This window comes from Sphingopyxis bauzanensis, from assembly GCF_002205675.1.
In the GTDB taxonomy this organism is placed as follows: domain Bacteria; phylum Pseudomonadota; class Alphaproteobacteria; order Sphingomonadales; family Sphingomonadaceae; genus Sphingopyxis; species Sphingopyxis bauzanensis.
The window spans coordinates 22,667-47,688 of sequence record NZ_NISK01000006.1 but is presented as its reverse complement, the minus strand read 5'-3'; the positions used below and the strand labels follow the sequence as shown (position 1 = coordinate 47,688).

General features: G+C 58.9%; 27 protein-coding genes and 2 pseudogenes. 20 read left to right on the top strand and 9 right to left on the bottom strand.

Annotation, left to right across the window (positions count from 1 at the left end):
- Positions 1 to 17: 17 nt before the first annotated feature.
- From CDQ92_RS19355 to bphC, 3 genes are read right to left on the bottom strand one after another with little or no spacing between them, the layout of a single operon-like run.
- A complete protein-coding gene (locus tag CDQ92_RS19355; protein WP_088443880.1) occupies positions 18 to 506 on the bottom strand; it encodes an aromatic-ring-hydroxylating dioxygenase subunit beta in 489 nt (162 codons plus the stop codon).
- A gap of 1 nt (position 507) precedes the next feature.
- Positions 508 to 834, bottom strand: a complete 327-nt coding sequence (locus CDQ92_RS19350) for a non-heme iron oxygenase ferredoxin subunit (RefSeq protein WP_088443878.1) — start codon at positions 832 to 834, stop codon at positions 508 to 510.
- A 53-nt stretch (positions 835 to 887) separates the two neighbouring features.
- Positions 888 to 1,787: a biphenyl-2,3-diol 1,2-dioxygenase gene (bphC, locus tag CDQ92_RS19345; protein ID WP_088443876.1), complete on the bottom strand. Its 900-nt coding sequence runs from the start codon at positions 1,785 to 1,787 to the stop codon at positions 888 to 890.
- A 302-nt stretch (positions 1,788 to 2,089) separates the two neighbouring features.
- Here bphC and CDQ92_RS19340 point away from each other — a divergent pair, with 302 nt between their 5' ends.
- From CDQ92_RS19340 to CDQ92_RS19250, 19 genes are all read left to right on the top strand, one after another.
- Positions 2,090 to 3,502 (top strand): SRPBCC family protein, encoded by a 1,413-nt coding sequence (locus CDQ92_RS19340; RefSeq protein WP_088443874.1) that lies wholly within the window; start codon positions 2,090 to 2,092, stop codon positions 3,500 to 3,502.
- 5 nt (positions 3,503 to 3,507) lie between these two features.
- Positions 3,508 to 3,993, top strand: a complete 486-nt coding sequence (locus tag CDQ92_RS19335) for an aromatic-ring-hydroxylating dioxygenase subunit beta (protein WP_229667643.1) — start codon at positions 3,508 to 3,510, stop codon at positions 3,991 to 3,993.
- Positions 3,977 to 4,993, top strand: a complete 1,017-nt coding sequence (locus tag CDQ92_RS19330) for a PdxA family dehydrogenase (RefSeq protein ID WP_229667639.1) — start codon at positions 3,977 to 3,979, stop codon at positions 4,991 to 4,993. The genes CDQ92_RS19335 and CDQ92_RS19330 overlap by 17 nt, the downstream gene beginning before the upstream one ends.
- Positions 4,990 to 6,270 carry an aromatic ring-hydroxylating dioxygenase subunit alpha gene (locus CDQ92_RS19325; protein ID WP_088443870.1) on the top strand — a complete coding sequence of 427 codons (1,281 nt, stop codon included), beginning with the start codon at positions 4,990 to 4,992 and terminating at the stop codon, positions 6,268 to 6,270. The genes CDQ92_RS19330 and CDQ92_RS19325 overlap by 4 nt, the downstream gene beginning before the upstream one ends.
- Positions 6,267 to 6,746 (top strand): aromatic-ring-hydroxylating dioxygenase subunit beta, encoded by a 480-nt coding sequence (locus CDQ92_RS19320; protein WP_088443869.1) that lies wholly within the window; start codon positions 6,267 to 6,269, stop codon positions 6,744 to 6,746. Before CDQ92_RS19325 ends, CDQ92_RS19320 begins: the two co-directional genes overlap by 4 nt.
- Positions 6,747 to 6,802: 56 nt before the next feature.
- Positions 6,803 to 7,408, top strand: coding sequence for a glutathione transferase GstA (gene gstA, locus CDQ92_RS19315; protein WP_088443867.1), 606 nt, complete (start codon positions 6,803 to 6,805; stop codon positions 7,406 to 7,408).
- Positions 7,409 to 7,588: 180 nt separating this feature from the next.
- Positions 7,589 to 8,440: an alpha/beta fold hydrolase gene (locus tag CDQ92_RS19310; RefSeq protein ID WP_088443865.1), complete on the top strand. Its 852-nt coding sequence runs from the start codon at positions 7,589 to 7,591 to the stop codon at positions 8,438 to 8,440.
- Between the two features lie 20 nt (positions 8,441 to 8,460).
- Complete coding sequence (locus tag CDQ92_RS19305; RefSeq protein WP_088443863.1) at positions 8,461 to 9,384, top strand: catechol 2,3-dioxygenase; 924 nt, start codon at positions 8,461 to 8,463, stop codon at positions 9,382 to 9,384.
- Positions 9,385 to 9,425: 41 nt separating this feature from the next.
- Positions 9,426 to 9,818, top strand: coding sequence for a GlcG/HbpS family heme-binding protein (locus CDQ92_RS19300; protein WP_229667638.1), 393 nt, complete (start codon positions 9,426 to 9,428; stop codon positions 9,816 to 9,818).
- A gap of 39 nt (positions 9,819 to 9,857) precedes the next feature.
- The gene (locus CDQ92_RS19295; RefSeq protein ID WP_088443859.1) at positions 9,858 to 11,342 is read left to right on the top strand and encodes a 2-hydroxymuconic semialdehyde dehydrogenase; all 1,485 of its coding nucleotides are present in this window, start codon (positions 9,858 to 9,860) and stop codon (positions 11,340 to 11,342) included.
- A gap of 4 nt (positions 11,343 to 11,346) precedes the next feature.
- On the top strand, positions 11,347 to 12,159 hold the full coding sequence (locus CDQ92_RS19290) for a 2-keto-4-pentenoate hydratase (protein ID WP_088443857.1): 813 nt from the start codon (positions 11,347 to 11,349) through the stop codon (positions 12,157 to 12,159).
- Positions 12,160 to 12,181: 22 nt separating this feature from the next.
- Positions 12,182 to 13,120 carry an acetaldehyde dehydrogenase (acetylating) gene (locus CDQ92_RS19285; RefSeq protein ID WP_088443924.1) on the top strand — a complete coding sequence of 313 codons (939 nt, stop codon included), beginning with the start codon at positions 12,182 to 12,184 and terminating at the stop codon, positions 13,118 to 13,120.
- Entirely contained in the window at positions 13,117 to 14,148 is a 1,032-nt protein-coding gene (gene dmpG, locus CDQ92_RS19280; RefSeq protein ID WP_088443855.1) for a 4-hydroxy-2-oxovalerate aldolase, read from the top strand. The genes CDQ92_RS19285 and dmpG overlap by 4 nt, the downstream gene beginning before the upstream one ends.
- A 9-nt stretch (positions 14,149 to 14,157) precedes the next feature.
- Complete coding sequence (locus tag CDQ92_RS19275; protein ID WP_088443853.1) at positions 14,158 to 14,928, top strand: 2-keto-4-pentenoate hydratase; 771 nt, start codon at positions 14,158 to 14,160, stop codon at positions 14,926 to 14,928.
- The gene (locus CDQ92_RS19270; RefSeq protein ID WP_088443851.1) at positions 14,929 to 15,141 is read left to right on the top strand and encodes a 2-hydroxymuconate tautomerase; all 213 of its coding nucleotides are present in this window, start codon (positions 14,929 to 14,931) and stop codon (positions 15,139 to 15,141) included. It begins immediately after the preceding gene.
- A 1-nt stretch (position 15,142) separates the two neighbouring features.
- Positions 15,143 to 15,424, top strand: a complete 282-nt coding sequence (locus tag CDQ92_RS19265; RefSeq protein ID WP_088443849.1) for a 2Fe-2S iron-sulfur cluster-binding protein — start codon at positions 15,143 to 15,145, stop codon at positions 15,422 to 15,424.
- Between the two features lie 18 nt (positions 15,425 to 15,442).
- Positions 15,443 to 16,942 (top strand): aldehyde dehydrogenase family protein, encoded by a 1,500-nt coding sequence (locus CDQ92_RS19260; protein ID WP_088443847.1) that lies wholly within the window; start codon positions 15,443 to 15,445, stop codon positions 16,940 to 16,942.
- A 24-nt stretch (positions 16,943 to 16,966) separates the two neighbouring features.
- A complete protein-coding gene (gene hcaB / locus CDQ92_RS19255) occupies positions 16,967 to 17,782 on the top strand; it encodes a 3-(cis-5,6-dihydroxycyclohexa-1,3-dien-1-yl)propanoate dehydrogenase (RefSeq protein ID WP_088443845.1) in 816 nt (271 codons plus the stop codon).
- A gap of 58 nt (positions 17,783 to 17,840) precedes the next feature.
- Positions 17,841 to 18,221: a hypothetical protein gene (locus CDQ92_RS19250; protein WP_088443843.1), complete on the top strand. Its 381-nt coding sequence runs from the start codon at positions 17,841 to 17,843 to the stop codon at positions 18,219 to 18,221.
- Between the two features lie 368 nt (positions 18,222 to 18,589).
- On the opposite strand, the gene CDQ92_RS19245 is transcribed toward CDQ92_RS19250, so the two are convergent.
- Genes CDQ92_RS19245 through hpaH form a run of 3 tightly spaced genes read right to left on the bottom strand, consistent with a single transcriptional unit; the run spans position 18,590 to position 21,407 of the window.
- Complete coding sequence (locus CDQ92_RS19245; protein ID WP_088443841.1) at positions 18,590 to 19,762, bottom strand: CaiB/BaiF CoA transferase family protein; 1,173 nt, start codon at positions 19,760 to 19,762, stop codon at positions 18,590 to 18,592.
- On the bottom strand, positions 19,759 to 20,556 hold the full coding sequence (locus CDQ92_RS19240; RefSeq protein WP_229667637.1) for an HpcH/HpaI aldolase family protein: 798 nt from the start codon (positions 20,554 to 20,556) through the stop codon (positions 19,759 to 19,761). The genes CDQ92_RS19245 and CDQ92_RS19240 overlap by 4 nt, the downstream gene beginning before the upstream one ends.
- An 8-nt stretch (positions 20,557 to 20,564) precedes the next feature.
- Positions 20,565 to 21,407 (bottom strand): 2-oxo-hept-4-ene-1,7-dioate hydratase, encoded by an 843-nt coding sequence (gene hpaH, locus CDQ92_RS19235; RefSeq protein ID WP_088443839.1) that lies wholly within the window; start codon positions 21,405 to 21,407, stop codon positions 20,565 to 20,567.
- A 129-nt stretch (positions 21,408 to 21,536) separates the two neighbouring features.
- Here hpaH and CDQ92_RS19230 point away from each other — a divergent pair, with 129 nt between their 5' ends.
- The gene (locus CDQ92_RS19230) at positions 21,537 to 22,397 is read left to right on the top strand and encodes an alpha/beta fold hydrolase (protein WP_088443837.1); all 861 of its coding nucleotides are present in this window, start codon (positions 21,537 to 21,539) and stop codon (positions 22,395 to 22,397) included.
- A 398-nt stretch (positions 22,398 to 22,795) separates the two neighbouring features.
- On the opposite strand, the pseudogene CDQ92_RS19225 reads toward CDQ92_RS19230, so the two are convergent.
- From CDQ92_RS19225 to CDQ92_RS19215, 3 genes and pseudogenes are all read right to left on the bottom strand, one after another.
- Positions 22,796 to 23,230 (bottom strand): annotated as a pseudogene (locus CDQ92_RS19225) (integrase core domain-containing protein); the annotation flags it as partial.
- 43 nt (positions 23,231 to 23,273) lie between these two features.
- Positions 23,274 to 23,495: pseudogene (locus CDQ92_RS19220) on the bottom strand (transposase); the annotation flags it as partial.
- Between the two features lie 317 nt (positions 23,496 to 23,812).
- A protein-coding gene (locus CDQ92_RS19215; RefSeq protein WP_088443920.1) for an IS3 family transposase occupies positions 23,813 to 24,996 on the bottom strand; the annotation gives its coding sequence in 2 pieces (ribosomal slippage) (positions 23,813 to 24,702 and positions 24,702 to 24,996; 1,185 coding nt in all).
- Between the last annotated feature and the right edge of the window lie 26 nt (positions 24,997 to 25,022).

Below are 25,022 nucleotides of genomic sequence, written 5' to 3'. Positions count from 1 at the left end.
AAAATCTCACAATTTTCTTAGATTGGGCGGACCATCATTGTATCTATGACATTCGTGTCAAATACAGCGACTTTCGATGTAAAGCGCGGTCTTTCTCCGCTGCAGTCTATTTCGTCGATGTATTTGCCGGAATTGTATATTTCCGTACGGCCGTCCGCTCGCGTCATGAATACGGTGTAATTTGTTTGTGCCGTGATTTTTAACTCGTGTTCTGACACGATGCGAGTAGGCCCAAGAATATGCCGATAGCTGTGCACCGGAAAGATATTTGCTTTGCGCAGCGATATGATGCGGTCGACCAGCATGCCTTTGCTATCACAGAATATCGCCGAGAGGCTCAGATTGCGCTCATGGTTCTCGCGCGCAATAATCTTGTAAATGCAATCGTCCGTGAACAGCTCTGGCCATTCCTCAAGTCGATCATCATCTATCCACTCGGCGTGGATGGCGTTGAGTTCGGTTGCGAGATGCTGCAAGCGAAGGCGCTCGAAGATGGCGAGATCCATCTCAGGCAACTCCGTCTGGTTGATCGATGCAAACCCACTCGTCGTCGATCGTGACGGGGTAGGTCTTGACCGGAACCTGACATGGAAAGGCCTTCGCCGCCCCAGTGGCGATATCGAACGATCCACCATGAAAAGGGCATTCGATGATGCCGCCATCTTGGTACCCATCAGTCAGCATTGCGTTTCCATGGGTGCACATGTTGTCGGTCACGAAGATGTCACCATCGACGTTGTAGACAGCCAGCGCCGGCAGTTGCTCCACAAACACGCCGACCGGTTCGCCATCCTTGACGTCAGCAACCGGGCAAAGACGCACCTTACTTGTCATCGCGCTTCGTAATCCTTTGATGTATTTGATATAACAGCGATTCTGGGGGCGGCTTACTGGAGAGGAATATCCATGCCGTACCCCTGGGCCTCATTGCCGTGACCGAAAATGTCGCGGGTGTAGAATTCCTGCTGGGCGGGCGCCTTGCGAGCACCCCAACCAAATTCCCACAACCAGCCAGAAGGGTTGGCGCAGTAGAAGGTGAGGGCCAAATCGTTGGCATGCTTGCCGAGCTGAAGCGCGACATCAATCTGCCGCTCGCGCACGATGTCATGAGCGAGCCCGAGGTCGTCCAGTTCGGTATATTCAAACATCAGATGGTTGATGCGCTTTTCCATCGGGCCGAGGCCGAAGGCGACCGAGTGCTGCCGTTCATTGCAATGCATGAAGTACGGCATGGCAACCATGCCGTTGGGCAGGTGCAACTGGTATTCAACCGATCCGCGCAGCCCCAACAGGCGGTAAAACGCGGCTGCGGCTTCGACATCGTCTTGGCGCAGGATGCAGTGACCGATCCCTTCCGACCCTGTGACGAACTTGCCGAACATGGCGCGTCCCGGATGGAAAGGCCTGTGGGCATCCACTTGCGGGCCGTAGAAGATTTCGGTGGGGTTTCCGCCGGGATCGGTCAGCTTGGCCAGGCCTAGTACGCGACGCTCGCGGGCCTCGGCATCGCTCGCCACAGTCACTGCCACCCCGGCGCTGGTCAGCTTTTCAACCATTGCCTCGAACTCGGTCGGATCACCAAGCCGCCAGCCCATGTAGGCCAGATCGTCAGTGTCGCCTTTGTGCAGTACAATGCGATGATGCCATAGATCCATGCGGAGATAGATCCGATCGCCCTCACCTTCGTCGACGACTTCCATTCCGGCAACCTCGGTTGCGTAGGCTCGCCACGCATCGAGATCTGTCACGGACATGCCCAGATATCCAAGTTCGGTGACCGATGACATTGACTGAATTCTCCCAAAATTGCCGCCTTTTGGCGCTGAGTCCCGCATGCTCGACGACGCTAAACATGCGGCCTCGGCTACCAGATTCGAAAATTTTCTAGCTGAATGTTTCGCAGGGTGCAATACGTTGCACAGAATAATTTTAGTGTTATGACTCGGCTGTCTGCGATTGGCTAGTCGATTCGCTGATAGGTTATTGGAGTGCCGGAAACAGTTCAGCGACCGGTATTTGCAATGGCAGCGGGACCAAGTGATCGCAAAAGCGACGCCGGGCCAAGAGGACGATGCGGGAGAGACAGGTAGTGAACGCGAAAAAACAACTGGTGGGGCGTATTGCCAACCTGCAGGTCCTGCGGGGGCGGCTGCAATCCTGGCTGGCCAAGGATGAAACGCGCGGCATCTTTCAGGTAGATCGCGCAGCTTTTACCGACCCCGAAATGTTTGAGCTTGAGGTAAAGTACGTTTTCGAACGCAACTGGGTGTTCGTTGCGCATGAAAGTCAGGTCGCTAAGCCCAACGATTTCATCACAACAAAAATCGGCAGGGTGCCTGTCCTTATTACGCGAGACAAGGCCGGGAGCCTTCGTGGCATGATCAATGCCTGTGCCCATCGGGGCGCGCGCGTCTGCCGTGAAAAGGCCGGAAATAAAAAGAATTTCATGTGCCCGTTTCATGGATGGACCTATTCATCGGCAGGCGATTTGCTGGACGTCACGGAAGAGGCGGCTGGTGGCTATGCGCCTGGATTCGACAAGGCTGATTTTGGTCTGCCGCAAATTGCGCGCCTTGAAAGCTATCGCGGTTTCATATTCGCGAGCCTTTCCGACGACGTCTTGCCGCTTGAAGATTATCTTGCAGGGTCGAAAACGTTCATCGACCTGCTTGTCGATCAATCCCAGACCGGAGAGCTTGAGGTAATCCCTGGCGCGACCCGATATCGTTATCGGGGCAACTGGAAGATGCAGGTTGAAAACGGTCTGGACGGATACCACGTCAGCACTGTTCACGCCAACTACTTCATGACCGTTCAGCGGCGTGTTCTGGGTGAATCGAAGAACGATACCAAGGCTATCGATTTTGCCAATTTCAATCGACAGGATGGGGGGTCGTTCTCTTTCAAGAATGGCCATACGGTCCTGTGGGCTGACTTTGCGAATTTTAGAGATCGTCCGAATTTTGAGTGGATCGACTGGCTGACCGCCAATTGTGGAGAGGAGAAGGCATTGTGGATGAACAAGCGGATCCGCAACCTCCAGCTTTTCCCAAATGTGTTCCTGATGGACCAGACCAGCAGCCAGATCAGAATCATTCATCCGATTTCGGTCGATGAAACGGAAGTCACGACCTATTGCATCGCGCCTGTTGGTGAGAGTGCTGAGGCCCGGGCCTTGCGGATTCGGCAGTATGAAGACTTCTTCAACGCCAGCGGCATGGCGACGCCCGATGACCTGACCGAGTTCAACAATTGCCAGATCTCTTTCGCTGCCGGCGAAGGCCGGATGAACGATATGTCGCGCGGCGCTCCCAGGTGGGAGAAAAACGCTGGACATTTCGGTGCAGGACTAGGTGTGGACGCCGTCCTCAGCAGTCCCGCCGTGGCCGACGAAGGCCTTTATGTCGCGATCCATGATGAATGGGTGAAGCGCATGAATTCGGCGATCGACCGCGAAAGCGCTGAACTGATGGCCTTTGGGGACAAGGAACCGATTTCGTGACTGACATGGATGCAAAATGGCTGTCAGTGTGCCGCTTTCTGGGTCGGGAAGCGCAAACGCTCGACGACAAGGACTGGGATTCCTGGTTGGCGCTCTACGACGACGATGCTGAATATTGGGTCCCGGCCTGGGATGATAGCGAACGCCTGACCGCCGATCCGAAGCGTGAAATCTCGCTGATCTATTATCATAACCGGGGCGGGCTGGAAGATCGCGTGTTCCGCATCCGGACCGGCCGGTCTTCATCCAGTACGCCTGCTCCGCGGACGCAGCATATGTTCACGCTGCTATCGGTCGATGACACCGCTGCTGGTTTGCAGGTGCGAACCTCATGGACCGTCACTTCGGTGCTTGAAGGAGATGTCACCGTTTACAGCGGATCCGGGCACTACGACCTTGCGCCAGCGGGCAATTCCTTTGTGATCAAGCGCAAGAAGACGATCGTAATCAACGACGTCGCCAACACCATGCTCGATGTTTACAGTATCTGACCGGGCGATGGGTTCGCTTGGCACACGGCCGGTCGTTGGAACGATGATCGGCGACCCTGCCGGGATCGGTCCGCAGGTTGCGGTCAAGGCGATCGCAAGCGGGCAGGTTCACGAAGTGTCGGTCCCGGTTCTGGTCGGGTCGTCTGCGGTCGTCGAACGGGCCATCGACATGACTGGGGTCAAAGCGCGAGTGCGTGCCATGAAGTCACTCGAGACGCCCAGTGACGATCCGGGCGTGATCGACGTGATCGATACCGGTGCCTTGCCTGCCGGGGTTCTGCCGCTGGGCGAAGACACCGAGGCGGCGGGGCACGCGACGGCGCAGTGGCTTGATGAGCTTGATGCGCTGGCGCGGGACAGATCCTTTGCGGCGACGATCATGGGACCGATCAGTACCGGTTCGCTAAAGATGGCCGGTAAGCTTGACAAGGTTATCAGCCCCACGCCCGGCGAGAGCTATCTCGTTTTGCTGACCGGCCCCTTGCGGGTCGCGCATCTGACCGATCATATGTCCTTGCGTCAGGTGATCGATGTCATTTCTGCTGATCTGGTGGCCAAGGCCATCGGTCAGGTGAATGATGCCATGCAGTCGTGGGGCATTGCCAAGCCGCGCATTGCGGTTGCCGGGCTCAATCCGCACGCGATGGGCGATGAGGAGCGGCTGGCCATTGCGCCGGGTGTCGAGCGGGCCAAGGCCATGGGGATTGCCGTCGAAGGACCGGTCGCGCCGGATTCAGTCTTTCGCCAGTGCATCGAGGGCCGCTACGACATGGTCCTCGCGATGTTCCACGATCAGGGCCATATTGCTGTCAAGACCTGGGGATTTTCGGGCAACTGCGTAATCTTGATGGGGCCGCCCTATCTACACATGTCGGTCGCCCATGGCACAGCCTACGACATCGTCGGTTCAGGCAAGGCGGACGCGGCGATGATGCTCAGTGCGATGCGCACTTGTGGGAAGCTCGCATCTGGGCAGGGATTTGAAGGAGAGATGGCATGAATTCTCACGTACGGGTTGAGGCCCAGCGATCAATCCCCACGGCGATCGACTACAAGGTCTATCACGATCCGGAGATCTTCGCTGCGGAACAGAGCAACGTCTTCAAGGGCCGTACCTGGTGCTATCTGGGGCTGGAGGCCGAAATTCCCAATGCTGGCGATTTTCGAACGAGCCACGTCGGTGAAACACCCGTGGTACTGGTGCGCGGTCAAGAGGACAAGGTTTTCGCCTGGGTCAACCGCTGCGCACACAAGGGGGCGACGGTGTGCCGCTCGCTGCGCGGTAATCAGGCCGATGGTGCTTTTGTCTGCGTCTATCACCAGTGGGCTTACGATTCCGAAGGGACACTGGTTGGCGTGCCGTTCCGGCGTGGCATGAAGGGCGTCGGCGGGTATGATAAGGATTTCAATCCGGCCAATCACTCGCTCGAAAAGTTGCGGGTTGAGAGCTACAAGGGCATGATTTTCGGTACGTTTTCGTCCGAGATGGAGGCGCTTGAGGATTTCCTCGGCCCCGTAATGCGCAAATATATCGACCGGGTTTTCCATCGCCCGATCAAAGTGTTGGGCTACGCGCGGCAGTACATGTCCGGCAATTGGAAGCTCTATTCCGAAAACAGCCGGGACAGCTATCACGGCGCCTTGCTGCATCTGTTCTACCCGACCTTCGGCATTTACCGCCAAAGCCAGGACAGCTCGGGGGAACTTGCCGAGCAGGGCTTCCATAACGTCTTTACCGTGTCCAAGCCCAAGGGCGACATCGATTACACGTCGTTCGGCGACGAAGCCAATCGGGAGATGCAAGGGGCCACGAAATTGCAGGATGAAAGACTGTTGCAATTCCGGCCCGAAATTGACGACGATGTGGGGCTGCACATCCAGTCGCTGTTCCCCAACGTGGTGTTGCAGCAAATCCAGAACACGCTGGCGACCCGCCAGATCGTGACGCATGGCCCTGACAAGACAGAGCTGGTCTGGACCTACTTTGGATATGCCGACGATAATGAGGAAACTACGCGGCACCGCCTGCGCAACCTGAACCTCGTTGGGCCTTCCGGCCTGATATCGATGGAGGACGGCGAAGCGGTCGAGCTTTGCCAGCAAGGGACCATCGGGGCGGAAGGCAAGTATAATTTCATCGAAATGGGTGGCGACGATGTGCGCGAATATTACGCGCCGATGGGCATGGATGAGAACGCCGTGCGTGGATTCTGGAAAGGGTATCTGGAATTGATGGGTGATGCCTTGTCTTCTTCGACAGTGGAGAGGCCGGCATGACGATCGCCGATCCCGTTCTACAAGGTCTGGTCGATTCCCTGAACGCCGCTTACGGTCTATGCCTCGATGACGGACGCCTTGAAGAGTGGCCCGAGTTCTTTGTTGAAGATTGCCTCTATCAGGTGATTGCGCGCGAGAATGTCGACAATGGGCTGCCTGCCGCAGTGATGTATTGCGATAGCAAGGGGATGCTGGTTGATCGGGTGGTGGCCCTGCGCCATGCCAACGTATTCCCAGAACATTTCAGTCGTCATCTAATCTCTCGGGCAGTGGTGACCGGGAGCGACGGGAACACGGTGACGGCGGAGGCCAGCTATGCCGTACTGCAAACCCGCAACGACGGTGAAACGCGCATCTATAATGCCGGGAAGTATGTCGACCGTTTTCTGATTACGGACGGCACGGCAAAGTTGGTGAGCCGGACGTGCGTCTACGACACCCATCGGATCGCGACCCTGCTGGCAACGCCGATCTGAAGGCCAGGATTTCCAACGGCAAATTTAAGCCGATAAGACATAAGAGGAGAAACAGAATGCAGTTGTTCATCAGTCCGGGTGCCTGTTCGCTTGCGCCGCATATTGCCCTGCTCGAAGCCGGCGCGGATTTCGAGTCGGTCAAGGTCGATCTCGCAACCCGCAAAACCGAGGCAGGGGACGATTTTCTGTCCGTCAATCCATCCGGCAAGGTCCCGGCTTTGATCCTCGACAACGGCGATACCCTGACAGAGAACCCGGCCATCCTGCTCTATATCGCCGATCAGGGCTCCGCAGCTGGCCTGGCGCCAGCCGAGGGCAGCCTCGCGCGTTACCAGTTGTTGAGTCGCCTCAGTTTCCTCGGCTCAGAATTCCACAAGGCTTTTGTGCCCTTGTTTGCTCCCGGAACGTCCGATGAAGCCAAGGCAGCGGCCGCAGTGGCGGTCAAGAACCACCTTGCCGCGCTCGACAAGGAACTGACCGGGCGGGATCATTACGCCAGCGATTCGTTCAGCGTTGCCGACATCTACCTGTTCGTGATGCTTGGATGGCCCGGATATGTGGGCATCGATATGTCTGCATACCCCGCGCTCGGCGCTTATGCCGGCAAGATCGCGCAGCGTCCTGCTGTGGCCGCGGCGCTCAAAGCTGAGGGTTTGGCCTGAGTCTGCGCGGGATAATTCTCGCAGGCAGCTGACTGCAGAATATATTCCCCAATTGCAAACGCGTTCTGTTTAGTGCAATAACAAGCGAAATCGCTTGAAGCGCCCCACGCTAGGGCATCGCCGTCGGTATAACGGGCAATGCCCTGGGCCGGAGGCGGATAATACATGATTGGGAGAGCCATGGACGCCGCAACAAATGAAGTCGCACGCCCCGAGATCGGCAAGTCGCTGGTGGTCGGTGGCAGTGTTACGAACTACCATGATTTGGGAGAAGGGGATCCTGTCCTATTTGTCCATGGTTCGGGTCCGGGCGTCACGGCCTGGGCCAATTGGCGGCTAAACCTTCCCGAATTTGCGAAGAGCTTTCGCGTCATTGCGCCCGACATGTTCGGGTTCGGTTATTCCGATTCCAAGGGCCGCATTGAGAACAAGCAGATCTGGGTCGATCAGTTGGCGACCCTGCTTGACGGTCTTGGCCTCGACAAGGTGTCGATGGTCGGCAATTCGTTCGGCGGCGGCATTACCCTTGCGTTCATGATCGCTCATCCGGATCGAGTCGAGCGGGCGGTGCTGATGGGACCGGCCGGTCTTAACTTCCCGATCACGCCCGCGCTCCAGGAAGTTTGGGGCTACGAACCTTCCGTCGAGGCCATGCGCTCCTCGCTCAAATACCTGGCTTGGGATCATAGCAGGTTGACCGACGATCTGGTCAAGTCACGATATGAAGCAAGCATCCGTCCGGGTGCGCATGAACCTTACCATGCGACCTTTGGTGGCGCGGACCGTCAAGGCAATATCGCAATGCTGGCAAGCCGCGAAGAAGACATTGCTGCACTGCAGCACGAAATGTTGGTGCTGCATGGCCTGTTCGACCAGGTCATCCCGCTGGAGGCGAGCGTTCGCTTGGCCAGTCTTTTGCCTCGTGTCGACTTGAACGTTTTCGGCGAATGCGGGCACTGGGTTCAGATTGAGCGCATGGCCAGCTTTAACCGAATTGTGTCTGAGTTTTTCACCAACGGCCTCAAAGGCTGACGCATACAAGGAGAACTGAAATGGCTGTGACCGGTGTACTCCGCCCAGGATACGTGCAACTGCGGGTCCTCGATCTCGACGAGGCTATTGTTCATTACCGTGACCGGATTGGTCTCAATCTCGTCAGCTTCGAGGATGGGCGTGCCTTCTTTCAGGCGTTCGACGAATTCGACCGCCACAGCATTATCTTGCGCGAAGCCGATACCGCTGGGCTTGACCGGATGGCGTTCAAGGTCGCGAAAGACTCCGATCTTGATCATTTTGCCGAACGCCTGCTCGACGCGGGTGTGAACGTCGAGGTCATTCCCGCTGGCGAAGATCCGGGAGTCGGACGCAAAATCCGCTTTAACACGCCGACCGCGCATGTGTTTGACCTATACGCAGAAATGGAGCTGTCCGAAACCGGACCGGCGGTCCGCAATCCTGATGTCTGGATAGCCGAACCGCGCGGCATGCGGGCAACCCGCTTTGATCACTGCGCGCTCAACGGCGTGGACATCTCGGCGAGCGCCAAGATTTTTGTGGAAGTTCTGGACTTCTCGGTAACCGAGGAATTGGTCGACGAAAGTACCGGGGCACGTCTCGGCATCTTCTTGTCATGCAGCAACAAAGCCCATGATGTCGCCTTCCTGAGCTATCCAGAAGACGGTCGGATTCACCACACTTCGTTCAATCTCGAATCTTGGCACGATGTTGGAAATGCGGCCGACATTATAAGCCGCTACAATGTTTCGCTTGATATCGGGCCGACGCGCCACGGCATCACGCGGGGCCAAACGATCTATTTCTTCGACCCGTCCGGCAACCGCAATGAGACGTTTAGCGGAGGCTATTTCTACTACCCCGACAACCCGCGCCGTACGTGGCAGGCGGAAAACGCGGGCAAGGCGATTTTCTATTACGAGAAGGCGCTAACCGACCGCTTCATGACGGTAAACACTTGACCGTGGACTGCTTGGTGACAATCCGGACAATCGGACACGGCTTGGCCGCACAAGCGGTTTCGACCGCCGTCGCCAAGGGTGAGGAAGCCGGTTGCCCGGTCGTTGCCGCCGTCATTGGGGGAGGGGGTGAACTGGTGGCCTTACTGCGCGCGAGCGGCGCACCTTTTCCCTCGTCGCGGATCGCCCAAGACAAAGCCTACACTGCCGCCAGCTTCAGGGTTTCGACCCCTGAAGTGTACCAGATGGTTTCGGGCAATCCGGCGCTGAGCATCGGGATAACCGTTCAGCCGGGGATCGTGATGTTTGGAGGAGGGCTGCCGATCGTGATCGACGGCGAATTCGCCGGCGCAATTGGCGTCTCTGGTGGATCTGAAGAACTCGACATTGCCTGCGCCAATGCTGGCCTCTCCGCGATCGGCGCAGAGAAACAGTGAGCGGCTGGTGCCTCAATACATTGGAGCGATAGAAATCAAATGACTACCAATCCGCCTCGACCTGTAACCGACACCATACTCAATTTCATTGGGGGCTCCTTTCGCAAGGGCAGCCAGGGAAAGACCTTTGACAACGTCAATCCTGCAACCGGACAAACGATCGGCACGGTTCATGAGGCAAGCGAAGCCGATGTCGCCGATGCAGTCGCGGCGGCGAGCGCGGCGCTCAACGGACCGTGGGGAAAGATGACGACTGCCGAGAGGGTCAAGTTGATCGTCGCGGTAGCCGCCGAAATCGAGCGTCGTGCGGATGATTTTCTCGATGCCGAGGTGGCCGATACCGGCAAGCCCCGTCACGTCGCTTCGCACATCGACATTCCTCGCGGCGCGGCGAATTTCCGCATGTTCGCCGACGTTATCGCGACGATGCCAGGTGAATCCTTCACCACACCGACGCCCGATGGTGGGCAGGCGATCAATTATGCCGTGCGCAAGCCCAAGGGCGTGATCGCGGTGATCTGCCCGTGGAACTTCCCGTTGCTGCTAATGACCTGGAAGGTCGGACCGGCGCTAGCCTGCGGAAACACAGTGGTAGTCAAGCCTTCGGAGGAAACCCCCCGAACAGCAGCGCTTCTGGGCGAAGTCATGAACGCGGTCGGGATGCCCGAAGGCGTCTACAACGTCGTCCATGGTTTCGGCGGCGGCTCGGCAGGCGAGTTTCTGACCTCCAACAAGGATGTCGATGCGATCACTTTTACCGGCGAGACCGGAACCGGGCAGGCGATCATGCAAAAGGCTGCAGTCGGGGTCCGCGACGTTTCTTTCGAGCTCGGCGGCAAGAACGCGGCGATCGTCTTCGCCGACGCTGATCTCGACAAGGCGATAGAGGGCCTGTCACGCTCGGTCTTCCTCAACACCGGGCAGGTCTGTCTCGGCACAGAGAGGGTCTATGTTGAGCGGCCGCTGTTTGATGAGTTCGTCCGGCGGATGACGCTGGCGGCGCAGGCATTCAAGCCCGGTGCCATAGAGGATCCGGCCTACCTTGGGCCACTGAGCAGCGCAGAGCACCGCGATAAGGTGCTCGGCTATTACGCGAAAGCGGTCGAAGAAGGGGCGACGGTTGTCACCGGCGGCGGCGTTCCGAAAGTCGATGGCGATCAGGCGCGCGGCTTCTACGTGGAGCCGACGCTGTGGACCGGACTTGCGCACGACGCCACGGTGATGCGCGAGGAAATCTTCGGTCCGTGCTGCGGGGTAATCCCGTTCGACTCCGAAGACGAGGTTATCGCGCTGGCCAATAACACCGACTACGGATTGTGCGCGACCGTGTGGACCGAAAACCTTTCGCGCGCGCACCGGGTGGCAGCGGCGATGCAGGTCGGTGTGTGCTGGGTCAATTGCTGGTTCCTGCGCGATCTGCGCACGGCGTTTGGCGGGTCTGGCCATTCCGGGATCGGCCGGGAGGGCGGTGTCCACAGCCTCGAATTCTACACCGAAACCGCAAACATTTGCGTGAAGCTCTGAGATTATGACCATGGAAACCACGATAGACCCTCGGGTCATTCAACAAGCCGCCGAAATGCTGCGTGGAGCTGCGACAAGCGGAACACCCGTGGCGCCAGTTCGCGATCTCATTTCGGCGGGCGGGGTTGATGCTGCCTATGCCGTGCAGGAGGTCAATACCCGGCACTATGTCGACAGCGGACGAAGACTGGTAGGCCGCAAGATCGGCCTCACTTCGCTTGCGGTCCAGCGGCAGCTTGGCGTCGACCAGCCCGATTACGGCATGCTGTTTGCCGACATGGACGTGCCTGAAGGCATACCGGTTTCGCTTGATCAGGTGATTCAGCCCAAGGTCGAAGCCGAGATCGCGATTGTCATCGGTCGCGACCTGCCGCATCCCGATCTGACGACCGCAGAAATGATCCGCGCGGTTGAATATGTCGTGCCGGCGATCGAGATCGTCGACAGCCGGGTGGCCAACTGGGACATCCGCATCTGGGACACCGTGGCCGATAACGCCTCGAGCGGGCTGTTCGTGCTGGGCGCGGTTCCGCGCAAGCTCGATGGGCTCGATCTGCGTGAATGCGGAATGGTGATGGAGATCAAGGGCGAACCCATTTCGGTCGGCGCTGGTATCGCCTGCTTGGGCAGCCCGATCACCGCATCGTTGTGGCTGGCGCGGGTCATGGCGCGGGTCGGCCGGCCGCTACTCGAAGGCGATGTGATCCTGTCCGGTGCGCTCGGCCCGATGGCCGGGGTAAAACGCGGCGATGTCGTCGAGGCGAGAATCAACGGAGTTGGAACAGTTCGCGCAGAATTCGCCGCGGACGGCAACTGAAGATTTGATGAAAGGCAAGCGTATGCCCAAGATGAAATGTGCGATCATCGGCTCAGGCAATATTGGTACTGACCTGATGATCAAGATGCTCAAGGGTTCGGATGTGCTCGAACTCGCTGCGGTGGTCGGCATCGACCCAGCATCGGAAGGGCTGGCGATGGCCCGCGAGCGCGGTGTGACGACCACCCATGAAGGGATGGACGGGCTGCGCAAGCTGCCGGTTTATCCGGAGATCGGAATCGTCTTCGATGCAACCTCGGCTTACGCCCACAAAGTGCATGATGCCGCGCTGCAGCAGGACGGCAAGCTGGTCGTTGACCTGACGCCTGCTGCTTTAGGGCCGTTTTTCGTGCCCCCGGTAGGAAATGTGCTCGACAGCAGCGTCCGCAACGTGAACATGGTCACCTGCGGAGGCCAGGCAACCATCCCGATCGTTGCCGCCGTATCGCGCGTGAGTCCTGTCCATTACGCAGAAATTGTCGCATCGGTATCATCGCGTTCGGCAGGGCCGGGCACCCGCGCCAATATCGACGAATTTACCCGGACCACAGCAAAGGCGATCGAGGTCGTCGGCGGCGCGGGCCGCGGACGCGCGATTATCATCCTCAATCCGGCTGAACCGCCGATGATCATGCGCGATACGATCTTCACGTTGACCGATCAGGTTGACGAGGATCTTATCCGCCAGTCGGTGCAGGACATGGTGCAGACCGTCCAGTCATACGTCCCCGGCTATCGCCTCAAGCAGGAAGTGCAGTTCGAACGGTTCGGCTCGAACCGGCCCCTCGAAATCCCTGGTTATGGCGAGTTCGCCGGTCTCAAAACCAGTGTTTTCCTCGAGGTAGAGGGGGCGGGCGACTACCTGCCCAAATATTCCGGCAACCTCGACATTATGACCGCTGCGGCCAAGGCGGCCGGCGAGCGGCTTGCACTGCAGAACCTAGAAAAGGTGGCAGCATGACCTTCAACCCTGAAACCGGCAAGCTTTACATCCAGGACGTCACCCTGCGTGACGGGATGCACGCCATCCTCCACATGTACGGCACCGACAGCGTCCGCACGATCGCCAAGGCCCTGGACGATGCCGGTGTCGACGCCATCGAAGTCTCACACGGCGATGGTCTTAACGGCACGTCTTTCAATTATGGCTTTGGCTGCCACACTGACTGGGAGTGGATCGAGGCGGCAGCTGACGTGATCAAACGGGCGGTGTTGACCACACTGCTGGTGCCCGGCATCGGCACTGTCGAAGAGCTTCGCCGCGCTTACGCATTGGGTGTTCGCTCGGTACGAGTCGCAACCCATTGCACCGAAGCAGACGTTGCCAAGCAGCACATCGGTATCGCCCGCGATCTTGGTATGGATGTATCGGGCTTTCTGATGATGAGCCACATGATCGACGCCGAGGCGCTGGCCCAGCAGGCCTTGCTTATGGAAAGCTACGGCGCGCACTGTGTTTATGTGACCGACAGCGGCGGCGCGCTCGACATGGACGGTGTGCGCGATCGGCTGCGGGCTTACGACCGCGTTCTCAAGCCAGAAACCCAGCGCGGCATGCATGCCCACCACAATTTGTCGCTCGGTGTCGCGAATTCGATCGTTGCCGCTCAGGAAGGCGCAGTACGGATCGATGCCAGCCTTGCAGGTATGGGGGCAGGGGCGGGCAACGCCCCGCTCGAAGTGTTCGTTGCTGCGGCCGACCGAAAGGGCTGGAACCATGGATGCGACGTGATGGCACTAATGGACGCAGCGGAAGATCTGGTCCGTCCACTTCAGGATCGCCCGGTGCGGGTCGACCGCGAGACGCTGAGCCTGGGTTATGCCGGGGTCTATTCAAGCTTCCTTCGTCACGCGGAAAAGGCGGCCGAACAATACGGCCTCGACACCCGCGAAATTCTGATCGAACTGGGTAAACGGCGTATGGTTGGCGGGCAGGAAGACATGATTGTCGATGTTGCGCTCGATCTCGTTTCCGCGCGGGCAGCATAGGCGATGGCAATGGACAAGATTGAACGTTACGCGGAAACACTGGACAGCGCGGCGCTTCATGCGCGCGCAACACCCCAACTGACGCATACCGACCCCGACCTGAGCGTGGCAGATGCCTATTTGGTGCAGAAGCTGTCGGTCGATCGTCGCCTCAGCCGCGGTGAACGCCGAATCGGAGTCAAGATGGGTCTGACGAGCCGGGCCAAGATGCTGCAGGTCGGAGTCGACGAGGTGGCATGGGGCCGCCTGACCGACGCGATGCTGATCGAGGAAGGCGCGTCGATGTCTCGCGCACGTTTCGTTCACCCACGGGTTGAACCGGAAGTGGCCTTTCTTATGAAGGCGCCGCTTTCCGGAAAGGTCACAGCGATGGAGGCGCTGGCGGCGGTCGAAGCGATTGCTCCGGCAATGGAGATCATTGATAGCCGGTACGAGAACTTCAAGTTCGCTTTGTCTGATGTTATTGCTGACAACACCTCGTCCTCTGGCCTTGTGATCGGACAATGGAACGATCCGGCCAAGGATTTCTCGAACCTCGGGGTTATTCTCGAAATCGACGGCCATGTGATCGAGGTCGGTTCGACTGCAGCTATTCTCGGCCATCCCTTGCGGTCGTTGGTCGCAGCGGCGCGACTTGTCGCTGAAGGCGGAGAAGAATTCTCAGCAGGCGACATCGTCATGGCAGGTGGCATCACCGCCGCTCCCAATCTCGCGCCCGGTCAAACCGTCCGCACGACGATTCAGGGGCTTGGCTCGGTCATGTTTCAGGTGGAGGCGTAAATGCCAATCATCGAGGTCAACATGCTCGAGGGTAGATCGCCGGACGACAAAGAACGGCTTATCCAAGCCCTGACCGATGCTGCCATCACTTCGATTGGGGCGCCGCGTGAATCCGTTCGCATTATCTTGCGCGAAATGCCGCCCGGGCATTTCGCGGTCGGCGGACAGTCCTTTGCGCCGAAAGCGGCTGCAAAGGCCGCCGGGAAGGAATAGCATGACAACCGGGCTGCACAGGATCCGGATTGTCGGCGGCGGAGAGTTCAGCTGCGGTGAGGACGAGCGGATCTTGCTTGCCATGGAGCGATGCGGATCGAGCGATATCGGCGTTGGTTGCCGCGGCGGCGGGTGCGGAATTTGCAGGGTCAGGGTGGTCGGCGGAGATTACACGACCGGTAAGATGAGCGCGGCGAAGATTTCGGAGACCGAGCGCGCAGCGGGCTTCGCCCTAGCCTGCAGAGTGTTTCCGGTGAGCGACCTTTTGATCGAAGTTGGATGAAATCTTAGGAGAGATGCAATGGCTACACAGTTGAAAAGTGGTACCAACGAGTACGGAATTAAGAGCGAATACGGTCACTTTATCGGCGGCGAGTGGATTTCCAGTGATAGCGGAAAGACGATCGACCTGATTAACCCTGCCACCGGGGCGGTGTTGACCAAAATCCAGGCCGGCAATGCTAAGGATATTCAGCGTGCAGTGGCCGCGGCTAAGGCTGCCTTTCCGAAGTGGGCGGACAGTTCGCCAGCCGAACGTCAGGAAATTTTGATCGAGGTCGCGCGTCGGCTCAAGGCGCGCCATCAGCATTATGCCACGCTTGAGACCCTCAACAATGGCAAGCCAATCCGCGAATCGATGCATTTCGACATGCCCCAGGCCATCGGCCAGTTCGAGCTGTTTGCCGGCGCGGCCTATGGCCTTCACGGCCAGACGTTGGACTTTCCCGATGCTGTCGGCATCGTTCACCGCGAGCCGCTGGGCGTGTGCGCCCAGATTATTCCGTGGAACGTGCCGATGCTGATGATGGCCTGCAAAATCGCGCCCGCGCTCGCTTCGGGTAACACGGTTGTGCTTAAACCCGCCGAGACGGTCTGCCTTTCGGTGATCGAATTCTTCGTGGAAATGGCCGATCTTCTGCCCCCTGGGGTAGTCAACGTGGTCACCGGCTACGGTCCTGATGTCGGTGAGGCGCTCGTGACTCATGAGGACGTCCGTAAGGTCGCCTTCACCGGGTCGGTGGCGACGGCCCGCCGGGTCATGCAGTATGCATCCGCCAATATCATCCCGCAGACGCTCGAACTGGGCGGTAAGTCCGCGCACATCGTTTGTGGGGATGCTGATATCGATGCCGCGGTCGAAAGCGCCACGATGTCGACCGTGCTCAACAAAGGCGAAGTTTGCCTGGCTGGCTCGCGCCTGTTTCTGCACGAATCGATCCAGGACGAGTTTCTTGCGAAGTTCAAGGTAGCGCTCGAAGGCATTCGTCAGGGTGATCCGCTGGACTTTGCGACCCAACTCGGCGCGCAGGCGTCGAAGATGCAAATGGACAAGGTCGAGAGCTATCTCCAGTTGGCTACCGAAGAAGGCGCCACCGTTCTGACCGGCGGCAGCCGTAACGGCAATCTTGCCGATGGGCACTTCATCAGCCCGACGGTCTTTACCAACGTCAACAACTCGATGCGTATTGCGCGTGAAGAGATCTTCGGCCCGGTTACCAGCGTGATTAGCTGGAAGGACGAAGACGAAATGATGAAGGTGGCGAACGATACCAATTACGGCCTCGCCGGCGGTATCTGGACCCGCGATATCGCGCGCGCGCACCGCATGGCACGCAAGCTTGAAACAGGCACGGTGTGGATCAACCGCTACTACAATCTGAAGGCCAACATGCCACTCGGCGGCTACAAACAGAGCGGGTTCGGTCGTGAATTCAGCCATGAAGTGCTCAACCACTACACCCAGACCAAGTCGGTCGTGGTGAACTTGCAAGAAGGTCGCACGGGGATGTTCGATCAGTAATCCCAGACTGATGGATAACCGGAGATGGAGGAGAGAAAATTGTCTAACAGGCTTGATGGACAGGTGGCGCTACTTACCGGTGGCGCCACCGGTATAGGGGCGGCGGTGGTCGCGCGTTATATTGAGGAGGGCGCCAAGGTTGGCGTTTTGGTCAAGGACGATGAGCAGGTAGAACTCGTGCGTTCGCGGCATGGGGATAGCGTGTTGGCCGTGGCGGGAGACGTGCGTTCCTATGCAGACAATGCCCGCGCCGTGGCGGAAACCGTGGCGACTTTCAGCAAGCTCGATGTGTTTGTCGGAAACGTTGGGATCTGGGATTTCATGGTCCCGCTCGAACAGCAGGGTCCCGAGCAACTCGGCAAGGTCTTCGACGAGATCTTCGACGTAAACCTGAAGGGCTACTTTCTTGGCGCCCGCGCCGCGCTTCCAGAGCTAAGGAAAACCAAGGGAAGCATTATTTTCACCGCCTCGACCTCGAGCTACTACACCGGCGGCGGCGGAACTCTGTACGTCGCCTCCAAGCACGCGGTGCTTGGGCTGATCAAGCAACTGGCCTGGGAGCTGTCGCCTGACATCCGGGTCAACGGCGTTGCCCCGGGAGGGACACGGACTCCACTCAGCGGTACTCAGACGGGCGGCTTTGCTGAGACGAAGATGGAACAGATGCCCGGGCTTGACGATCTGATTTCCAGCATGACCCCGCTTGGAAGGATCGCCGAACCTGCCGACCATACTGGTCTCTATGCGCTTTTGGCTTCGCGGCGGGACTCTTCATACATGACTGGCACGGTGCTTCTCAGCGATGGCGGTATCGGAATCGGCAAACGTCCTGACGGGTGAGTACTTTGCATTTAGCCAAGGTCGTTAGAAGCAAGCGCATGACAGGAGGATAGAGGCCATGGCTGAGAAATTTCAATTTTCCGACTTGCTCGTCATTTCGGGTGTCATTGGAACTGCACGATGGAAGCCGACGCATCTTGGACGCACTGTTGCCCCTCCCCAACTGGTTGAATTCGGCGGAGATCTGACAAGAGATCGTGCGGAACGGATGATGGCTCACGCGGAAGCCGGTGGGCTCGCAATTTACGGGATTGGGCAACTCAGCTACCATCGCGCGCCGGTTGACAAGACGGTCGTCTATCCGATCGACGCCTATTACGCGCATGGTCAGTACACGTCGGTCATTGCGACCATGAACCGCGTAGCAGTTCTGCTCGACAACACCGATAAGGTGGATATCCAGGAAATGGTCAGCAAGATGATCCGAGTCGATAACTGACTGGGGCTCAGTATCCACCGTCCCTGGATAGACGGGCATTTTGACAGCGCTTGGCGTACTGGACATCCTGTTCGTGCCGGTTGGAGCGGGCGAGGAAACATTAGGCGGAGATCGCATCGCGAGACATTCCGGCTTTGAGTAATGCCAGTTCCCAACATAGTTTCGCCAGCCTCGTCGTGGAAGGGGCTCGAAGAGTTCTGGTCAATCAGCCTTGGGATCAATCGCTGTCCGCAAAACGGCAAACAAATACGGTCCGCGTTGGGTGATAATTTCAAATTAATATTACATCAAATCCAGCGAGAGCTGGCTAATAAAATCGAAGATACCCGACAAATCGGGCGACTCGAAACTACAACCTTGATCCGAAACTACTGAAAATCTGGCTCGATCTCTTCTGGAATCCCGGGCGCGGGACGGTCCGACACCATTCGGACTCCATCGATGATGATGGGACTGGCTACACCGGGGCGACCGTCACGTTCGACCGCCATGCCCCGTGCGATGACCTGCGGGTTGGCGAAGACTTGGTCCAACTCGTTGATCGGGCCTGCGGGAATCCCTGCCTGTTCGAGTTGTTTGAAAAGCTCTTCCCGGCCCCATTGCGCCGTGATCACTTCGATCGCTTCAATCAAGTCTACCCGATTGCGGATCCGTTGAGGATTGGTGATAAAGCGCTCGTCGCGGTCGAGTGCAATGTCCAGCACGCGGCAAAGGGCGGCGAACTGGCCGTCATTGCCGACCGCGATGATCAGATCGCCGTCGCGGGTCGGGAATGCCTGATAAGGTACCAGATTTGCATGGCCATTGCCGACCCGCCGCGGCACCACCCCCGAGGTCATCCAGTTCAGTGCCTGATTGCCCATGACACTGACTTGGGTATCGAGCAGCGCCATGTCGATATGGGCACCCATGCCGGTTTCTCGCCGCCGGTTCAATGCTGCCAGCACCGCAACAGCACTGTAGACCCCGGTAAACAGGTCAGCGGCGGCGATGCCTGCCTTTTGCGGTTCGCGCTGCGGCTCTCCAGTCATCGACATAAGCCCGCCCATGGCCTGCGCGATATAGTCGTATCCCGGTCGGTCGGCATAGGGCCCGGTTTGTCCGAAGCCGGTGATCGAACAGGTGATGAGTCGCGGATTGAGTTGAGACAAGGCCGCATGGTCAAGCCCGTATTTGGCCAGCCCACCCACCTTGTAATTCTCGATCATGATGTCAGCGTTTGCCGCAAGGCTACGAATGATATCCTGACCTGCTGGCGTCGCGATATCGACCGCGATGGACCGCTTTCCCCGGTTGGCCGAATGATAATAGGCGGCACCAAGGTTTTCCCCTGAATCCGACATTACGAACGGTGGGCCCCAGTGGCGGGTGTCGTCACCACTGCCGGGGCGCTCGATCTTGATAACCTCGGCACCGAGATCGGCCAGCAATTGCCCGCACCACGGTCCCGCGAGAATACGCGCGAGTTCGAGAACCCTTATGCCGCTCAGCGGCTTTGTGAATGCCTCTGTTGGCGTTGCGCCCCAGCCACACCCCTTCATTGCGCGCCTGCGACTGCCGAAGCAATGCGTTTGCGCCAGTCCCGCGCCATATCGCCCGCTGCTTTGGCCAAGGTGAAAGAATCTATCCCCACCGCGAGGAACCGGGCGCCACCGTCCAGATATTGCTGCACCAAACGTTCGTCGCGCGACAGAGTGCCGCAGGGGCTGCCGGTGGCGCGGATTCGGGCGAGAACTTCTCCGGTCACTTGGGCGAGAGCCGTTGCATTGGCGGGACCAAGCAGGCCGAGCGAGGCCGCAAGGTCAGCCGGTCCGACAAACAGGGCGTCAATGCCATCGACCGCTGCGATAGCTTCCATATTGTCGAGCGCCTCGGCGGTCTCGATTTGGGCGATGATGCACAGGCGCTCGTTGGCCTCAGCTACGTAAGCAGGGTAGCGGCCCCAGCGTGCGGCGCGCGCGCCGCCGATCCCGCGATCACCCGTCGGTGGATAGCGCGAGGCCTTAACGATAGCCACCGCCTGCTGTGCGGTGTCAACCATCGGGACCATGATTGTCTGGGCACCAAGATCGAGGATCTGGCGGATCGTTACAGGATCGTGACCGGGCACGCGCACGATGGCAGAGCAGGTGGGAATGGTATCGACCGCGCGTAGCTGGTTGGCAATCGCGGGCAGGGTCTGGGCAGCGTGCTCGCCATCGATAAGAACCCAGTCATAGCCGATACCAGAGCAGATTTCCGCGATGTCCGGATTGGCGAGCGCCAACCAGAAACCAAGTTGTGGCGGACCGTCGCCGAGACGATCTTTGAAGCGGTTTTGCGGTGTCTGCATCATCCCCTGCCTTAAACGAATCGAAAGCCGATGGCGCCCAACGGCCCAAAATCGGCGTTGAACACATCGCCCGCATAGGCTTCAACCGGGCGGGTGAACGATCCGCCCAGCACGATCTCGCTCGGCTCCAGAGTTTGACCCCAGGGCGAGAGACGGTTGGCCAGCCATGCCACGCCGATTGCCGGATTGTTGAGCACGCCTGCGGCAACGCCGGTTTCCTCGATCACACCGTTGCGGCTGAGCAGGGCACTGACCCAGCGCATGTCGATCTTGTCAGGCCGCATCGGCAATCCGCCGACGATGATCCCGGCATTGGCAGCATTATCGCTGATGGTGTCCTGCACTTTGCGGCGCGTGCCGGTTTTAGGATCGACGGGAAAGGTGCGGCTGTCGATGATCTCGACCGCTGGGATTACATATTCGGTCGCCCGTAGCACGTCGAACATGGTCGCACCGGGGCCTTCGATGCGCTTTCCCAGAACGAAAGCCAGCTCAACCTCGACCTTGGGGGTGATGAACCGGCCGATTGGCACGTCGCCCCCCTGCTCGAACACCATATCGTCGAGCAATGTTCCGTAATCAGGCTCGGTAATTCCGGCCGATTGCTGCATTGCCCGCGAGGTCAAGCCTATCTTGTGGCCGACGACCTTTCTCCCGGAAGCGAGCTTGAGATCGACCCATTTTTTGCTGATGCGATAGCCATCGGCGATCGACATTTCCGGTCGGCGCGCCGTGAACTGGCGAATCTGCTGACGTGTCCGTTCGGCCTGATCAAGTTCGGTCGCAAACGCCGCTACATCTGCCTCATCAAGACCCGCCGTAATCTCGCCGTCACTGACATTATTGCGGCCCATAAAATGCTCCTCATCCCTGTCAAAGACGGCGAACGCATTGCATAGATGTGAACGGTAGTCTATACCCTCGCCTGTTCATAATCAGCCGGGCGCGGCGAGAACACGCAGTTTTCAAGGGAGAAAAGCAGGATGACAGGCGATACCAGCGTTAGAGAAGAAAAAATCACGGGGCGAGGGCTCACCTCGCACACACTGCTGGCCGGTGACCCGAGCAAGCCGGCTGTTCTTCTGCTGCACGGGGCAGGACCGGGAGCTCACGCCGGCTCTAACTGGCTCCACCTCATGCCGGACTTGGCAGAAAACTTCTTCGTGATCGCGCCCGACCTGATCGGCTTCGGGCAGTCGGTCATTCCCGATCCCTGGCCTGACAACGTCATGGCGTGGATCGGCACGCGAGTCGAACAGTGCTTCGGTCTGCTCGACACTCTAGGAATCAAGAAAACCCACGTCGTCGGGAATTCGATGGGCGGCGCGCTCACCCTGCAGATGATGAGCGAAGAGCCCGACCGGCTCGACCGCGTGGTGCTGATGGGTTCGATCGGCGCTCCCGGCCCCCGGACTCCGGAGCTTATCCGCCTGCTGTCGTTCTATTCCGATCCGCGCCCGTCGCGTTACCGCCAGCTGATGCACAGTTTCGCCTATGACGCCGATAAGTTCGAAGGCATGGAGGAGATCGTCAACAACCGTTACAAGATTGCGACCGATCCCGAGATCATGAAGACTGCGGTCAAGATGATCGATTCGATGAAGCAAGGCATGGAAGGGCTGAACATGCCGCCTTCGCTCCTGTGCAAGATGCCGCACAAGGTGCTGATCTTCCACGGCCGGCAGGACCGCATCGTACCGCTTGATACCAGCCTCTATCTGATCGAGCATCTGAAACACGCCGAGTTATACGTGCTCGACCGGTCGGGCCATTGGTCGCAGCTTGAGCGTTGGGATGTCATGCGGCCGATGATGGAAATCCATTTCGGCGCGCGCAGCTTCTGACGCTCCTTGCGTTCCGATGGCCCGGGGGCCCTGGCGTGTGAACGACCAGCATGGATTAGACTACGGCCTCGGTGTTTTGGCAGTTTTCACTGGACCAGAATGGCACCCTTCGTCGGACGTTCAATAGCTGGCATGACCGTTTCTTGAATGCGGGCCGGAAGCGCTGGGGGAAGGGGCACTGGCGCCGAGCCGGGTGTGGCTCCGGGTCGGTGTCAAAATCCAGAATCAGATCGTCGAAGTGGCGTTGGAAGAGGTCGACACGAGCCCCGCGAACTGGCGATGCGCTTCACCTGCTTCGTCTCAGAATCCACGGTCTGAAGCAAATCATTCTGCCCAGGCCTTCTGCCTCAGATAAACGATACAATCTCGCTCTACAGCAATAACGAGTTCGACTTGGATTAAGTGTTTGGTCCCAGCATGTGATTGAGAGGCTTGACGTTAAAGATCTCTGGCTTTGATTTCCAGAGTTCCTCGATGGCTTCGTAGGGCGTTTTGAACCGGAGCGCCTTGAGCTGCTTGGCGAAGTTGTATGCGGTCAGCCAGTCGCGGACATGACGCCGCAGTTCCTGGACCGAATTGTAGTGGAAGGATTTTACGGTCGCTTCCTTGATCGTTCGGACCATGCGTTCGGCCTGGCCGTTGGTCGAGGGGTGATAGGGTTTGGTGAGCCGGTGTTCGATTCCGTTCTGCCCGCAGACGTGGCCGAAGATGTGACTGATCCAGCCGCGGCCATCGCCTTTGTAGCGGTCGGAGAACTGCACGCCATTGTCAGTCAGGATGGTGTGGATTTTATACGGCACGGTTTTGATCAGAACCCGCAGAAAGGCGGTGGCCGGGGACTGTCAGGATTTCCGTGTGCGGGCGGGCGGTTGAACATTACGCCGCCATGGCTTTGATGAAGCGTTCTCCGAACAGGACGGCGAACTGGGCCTTGGCCATGGACCACTCACGAGGGGGCATCTTCCACTCTTTCTCCGAGCGGTTCAAGATCAGATAGAGCAGCTTGGTTGCGGCATCATCGCTGGGGAAGTGTCCCCTGGCCCGGACCGCCCGCCTGAGCTTGGAGTTCAGCGCCTCGATGGCGTTGGTAACCGGTATGAGGATGGCGGTGCCTAAGTTCCTACCGCGACTCGCCGTCGCGGTATATGGTGCGACCATCCGGGACAGAGGCACCGGGAGCACGAAAGTGCGGGCAGGCCGAAGTACTCGATGAGCTGCGAGCTCGAGTTAGTTAGCTGGCCGCCTCTGCGACTCACCCGGTTGCGCTGCGAGCGCGGATCCGTAGTTGTCGTGTCGCCCGCCGCTCCCGTCATCTTGGCTGATAGGAGGCGCTTATGCGACGCGTAATTGGCATGGATATCCACCGGACCTTCGGGGAGGTGGTGATCTTCCCCCGGTTCGGCGGACACGCTGGGTTATCCGGTCATGCTCTGCTCGGCTTGCTCGGGGGTTAGGTACCCAAGGGCCGAGTGCATGCGGTGCCGGTTGTAGTAGCCTTCGATGTATCCGAGCAGGGCCTGCCGCGCTTCGGCTTGCGTCGCCCATCGGCACTGATGGACAAGTTCGACCTTGAGGGTGTGGAAGAAGCTTTCCATTGGGGCATTATCGTAACAATTGCCCGTGCGGCTCATCGAGGGCGTCGCACCGATCGCGGCCAAGTGGTCGACATAGGCGCCCGCTGCGTATTGCGATCCGCGATCCGAGTGACAGATGAGACCGCGGTCGGGTCTCTGCCGCTGGGCAGCCATCATCATGGCCGCCAGAGGCAACTCGGTCCGCATGTGATCGCGCATTGCCCATCCAACGATCTTGCGGGTTGCAAGGTCGAGCACCGCGGCCAGATACAACCACCCTTCGCCGGTCGCGATATAGGTGATGTCGGCGAGCCAGATGCGGTTCGGCGCGGTTGCCACGAAGTTCTGAGCCAGCAGATTCGGCGCGATCGGCAAATAGTGACGGCTGTCGGTGGTGCACGGCCGAAACCGGCGCCCCGCCAGTGCCCGAATACGGTGCCGACGCATCAGGCGCTCGACGCGGCCACGGCTGCATCGATGACCTTCCGCCCGCAGGGCGGCATGCATTCTGGGCGATCCGTATCGTCCTTGATGCCGCGCCTGGAGCCGGCGCACGTCGTGCAGCAATGCCAAGTTCGCCGTGGTCCGCGCGCTCGGCGCACGGACGCACCAGTCGTAATAGCCGCTCCGCGACACGCCGAGCATGCAGCACATGACGTTCACCGGCCAGGTGGACGCATGCTGCTCGATAAAGGCGAACTTCATCGCGGCATCTCCGCAAAGATACCGACCGCTTTTTTTAAGATGTCGCGCTCCATCCGCGCCCGATCCAACTCGCGCCGCAAACGAGCGATCTCGGACGCTTGATCCGCTGGCGACCCGATCGCCGATACTGGCGGCTTCGCCGCCGGGCTTACGGGCATGTCGTTGCTATCCTGCAACTTGCGCTGCCAACGACGCAGCATTGTTGGCATAATCCCGAGCTCAGCTGCCACTTCGGTCTGCATGCGACCACTGGTCTCCCACAGCGCTACCGCCTCGCGCTTGAACTCATCCGTAAACCGACGTTTTGTCGTACTCGTCATCTTACACCTCCTGGCTCCGCGGAGCC

Coding starts and splice junctions, on each gene's coding strand:
- CDQ92_RS19355 (WP_088443880.1), bottom strand. CDS start 506: ATGGATCTCGCCATCTTCGAGCGCCTTCGCTTGCAGCATCTCGCAACC.
- CDQ92_RS19350 (WP_088443878.1), bottom strand. CDS start 834: ATGACAAGTAAGGTGCGTCTTTGCCCGGTTGCTGACGTCAAGGATGGC.
- bphC (WP_088443876.1), bottom strand. CDS start 1,787: ATGTCATCGGTCACCGAACTTGGATATCTGGGCATGTCCGTGACAGAT.
- CDQ92_RS19335 (WP_229667643.1), top strand. CDS start 3,508: ATGGATGCAAAATGGCTGTCAGTGTGCCGCTTTCTGGGTCGGGAAGCG.
- CDQ92_RS19330 (WP_229667639.1), top strand. CDS start 3,977: ATGTTTACAGTATCTGACCGGGCGATGGGTTCGCTTGGCACACGGCCG.
- CDQ92_RS19325 (WP_088443870.1), top strand. CDS start 4,990: ATGAATTCTCACGTACGGGTTGAGGCCCAGCGATCAATCCCCACGGCG.
- CDQ92_RS19320 (WP_088443869.1), top strand. CDS start 6,267: ATGACGATCGCCGATCCCGTTCTACAAGGTCTGGTCGATTCCCTGAAC.
- gstA (WP_088443867.1), top strand. CDS start 6,803: ATGCAGTTGTTCATCAGTCCGGGTGCCTGTTCGCTTGCGCCGCATATT.
- CDQ92_RS19310 (WP_088443865.1), top strand. CDS start 7,589: ATGGACGCCGCAACAAATGAAGTCGCACGCCCCGAGATCGGCAAGTCG.
- CDQ92_RS19305 (WP_088443863.1), top strand. CDS start 8,461: ATGGCTGTGACCGGTGTACTCCGCCCAGGATACGTGCAACTGCGGGTC.
- CDQ92_RS19295 (WP_088443859.1), top strand. CDS start 9,858: ATGACTACCAATCCGCCTCGACCTGTAACCGACACCATACTCAATTTC.
- CDQ92_RS19290 (WP_088443857.1), top strand. CDS start 11,347: ATGACCATGGAAACCACGATAGACCCTCGGGTCATTCAACAAGCCGCC.
- CDQ92_RS19285 (WP_088443924.1), top strand. CDS start 12,182: ATGCCCAAGATGAAATGTGCGATCATCGGCTCAGGCAATATTGGTACT.
- dmpG (WP_088443855.1), top strand. CDS start 13,117: ATGACCTTCAACCCTGAAACCGGCAAGCTTTACATCCAGGACGTCACC.
- CDQ92_RS19275 (WP_088443853.1), top strand. CDS start 14,158: ATGGACAAGATTGAACGTTACGCGGAAACACTGGACAGCGCGGCGCTT.
- CDQ92_RS19270 (WP_088443851.1), top strand. CDS start 14,929: ATGCCAATCATCGAGGTCAACATGCTCGAGGGTAGATCGCCGGACGAC.
- CDQ92_RS19265 (WP_088443849.1), top strand. CDS start 15,143: ATGACAACCGGGCTGCACAGGATCCGGATTGTCGGCGGCGGAGAGTTC.
- CDQ92_RS19260 (WP_088443847.1), top strand. CDS start 15,443: ATGGCTACACAGTTGAAAAGTGGTACCAACGAGTACGGAATTAAGAGC.
- hcaB (WP_088443845.1), top strand. CDS start 16,967: ATGGAGGAGAGAAAATTGTCTAACAGGCTTGATGGACAGGTGGCGCTA.
- CDQ92_RS19250 (WP_088443843.1), top strand. CDS start 17,841: ATGGCTGAGAAATTTCAATTTTCCGACTTGCTCGTCATTTCGGGTGTC.
- CDQ92_RS19245 (WP_088443841.1), bottom strand. CDS start 19,762: ATGAAGGGGTGTGGCTGGGGCGCAACGCCAACAGAGGCATTCACAAAG.
- CDQ92_RS19240 (WP_229667637.1), bottom strand. CDS start 20,556: ATGATGCAGACACCGCAAAACCGCTTCAAAGATCGTCTCGGCGACGGT.
- hpaH (WP_088443839.1), bottom strand. CDS start 21,407: ATGGGCCGCAATAATGTCAGTGACGGCGAGATTACGGCGGGTCTTGAT.
- CDQ92_RS19230 (WP_088443837.1), top strand. CDS start 21,537: ATGACAGGCGATACCAGCGTTAGAGAAGAAAAAATCACGGGGCGAGGG.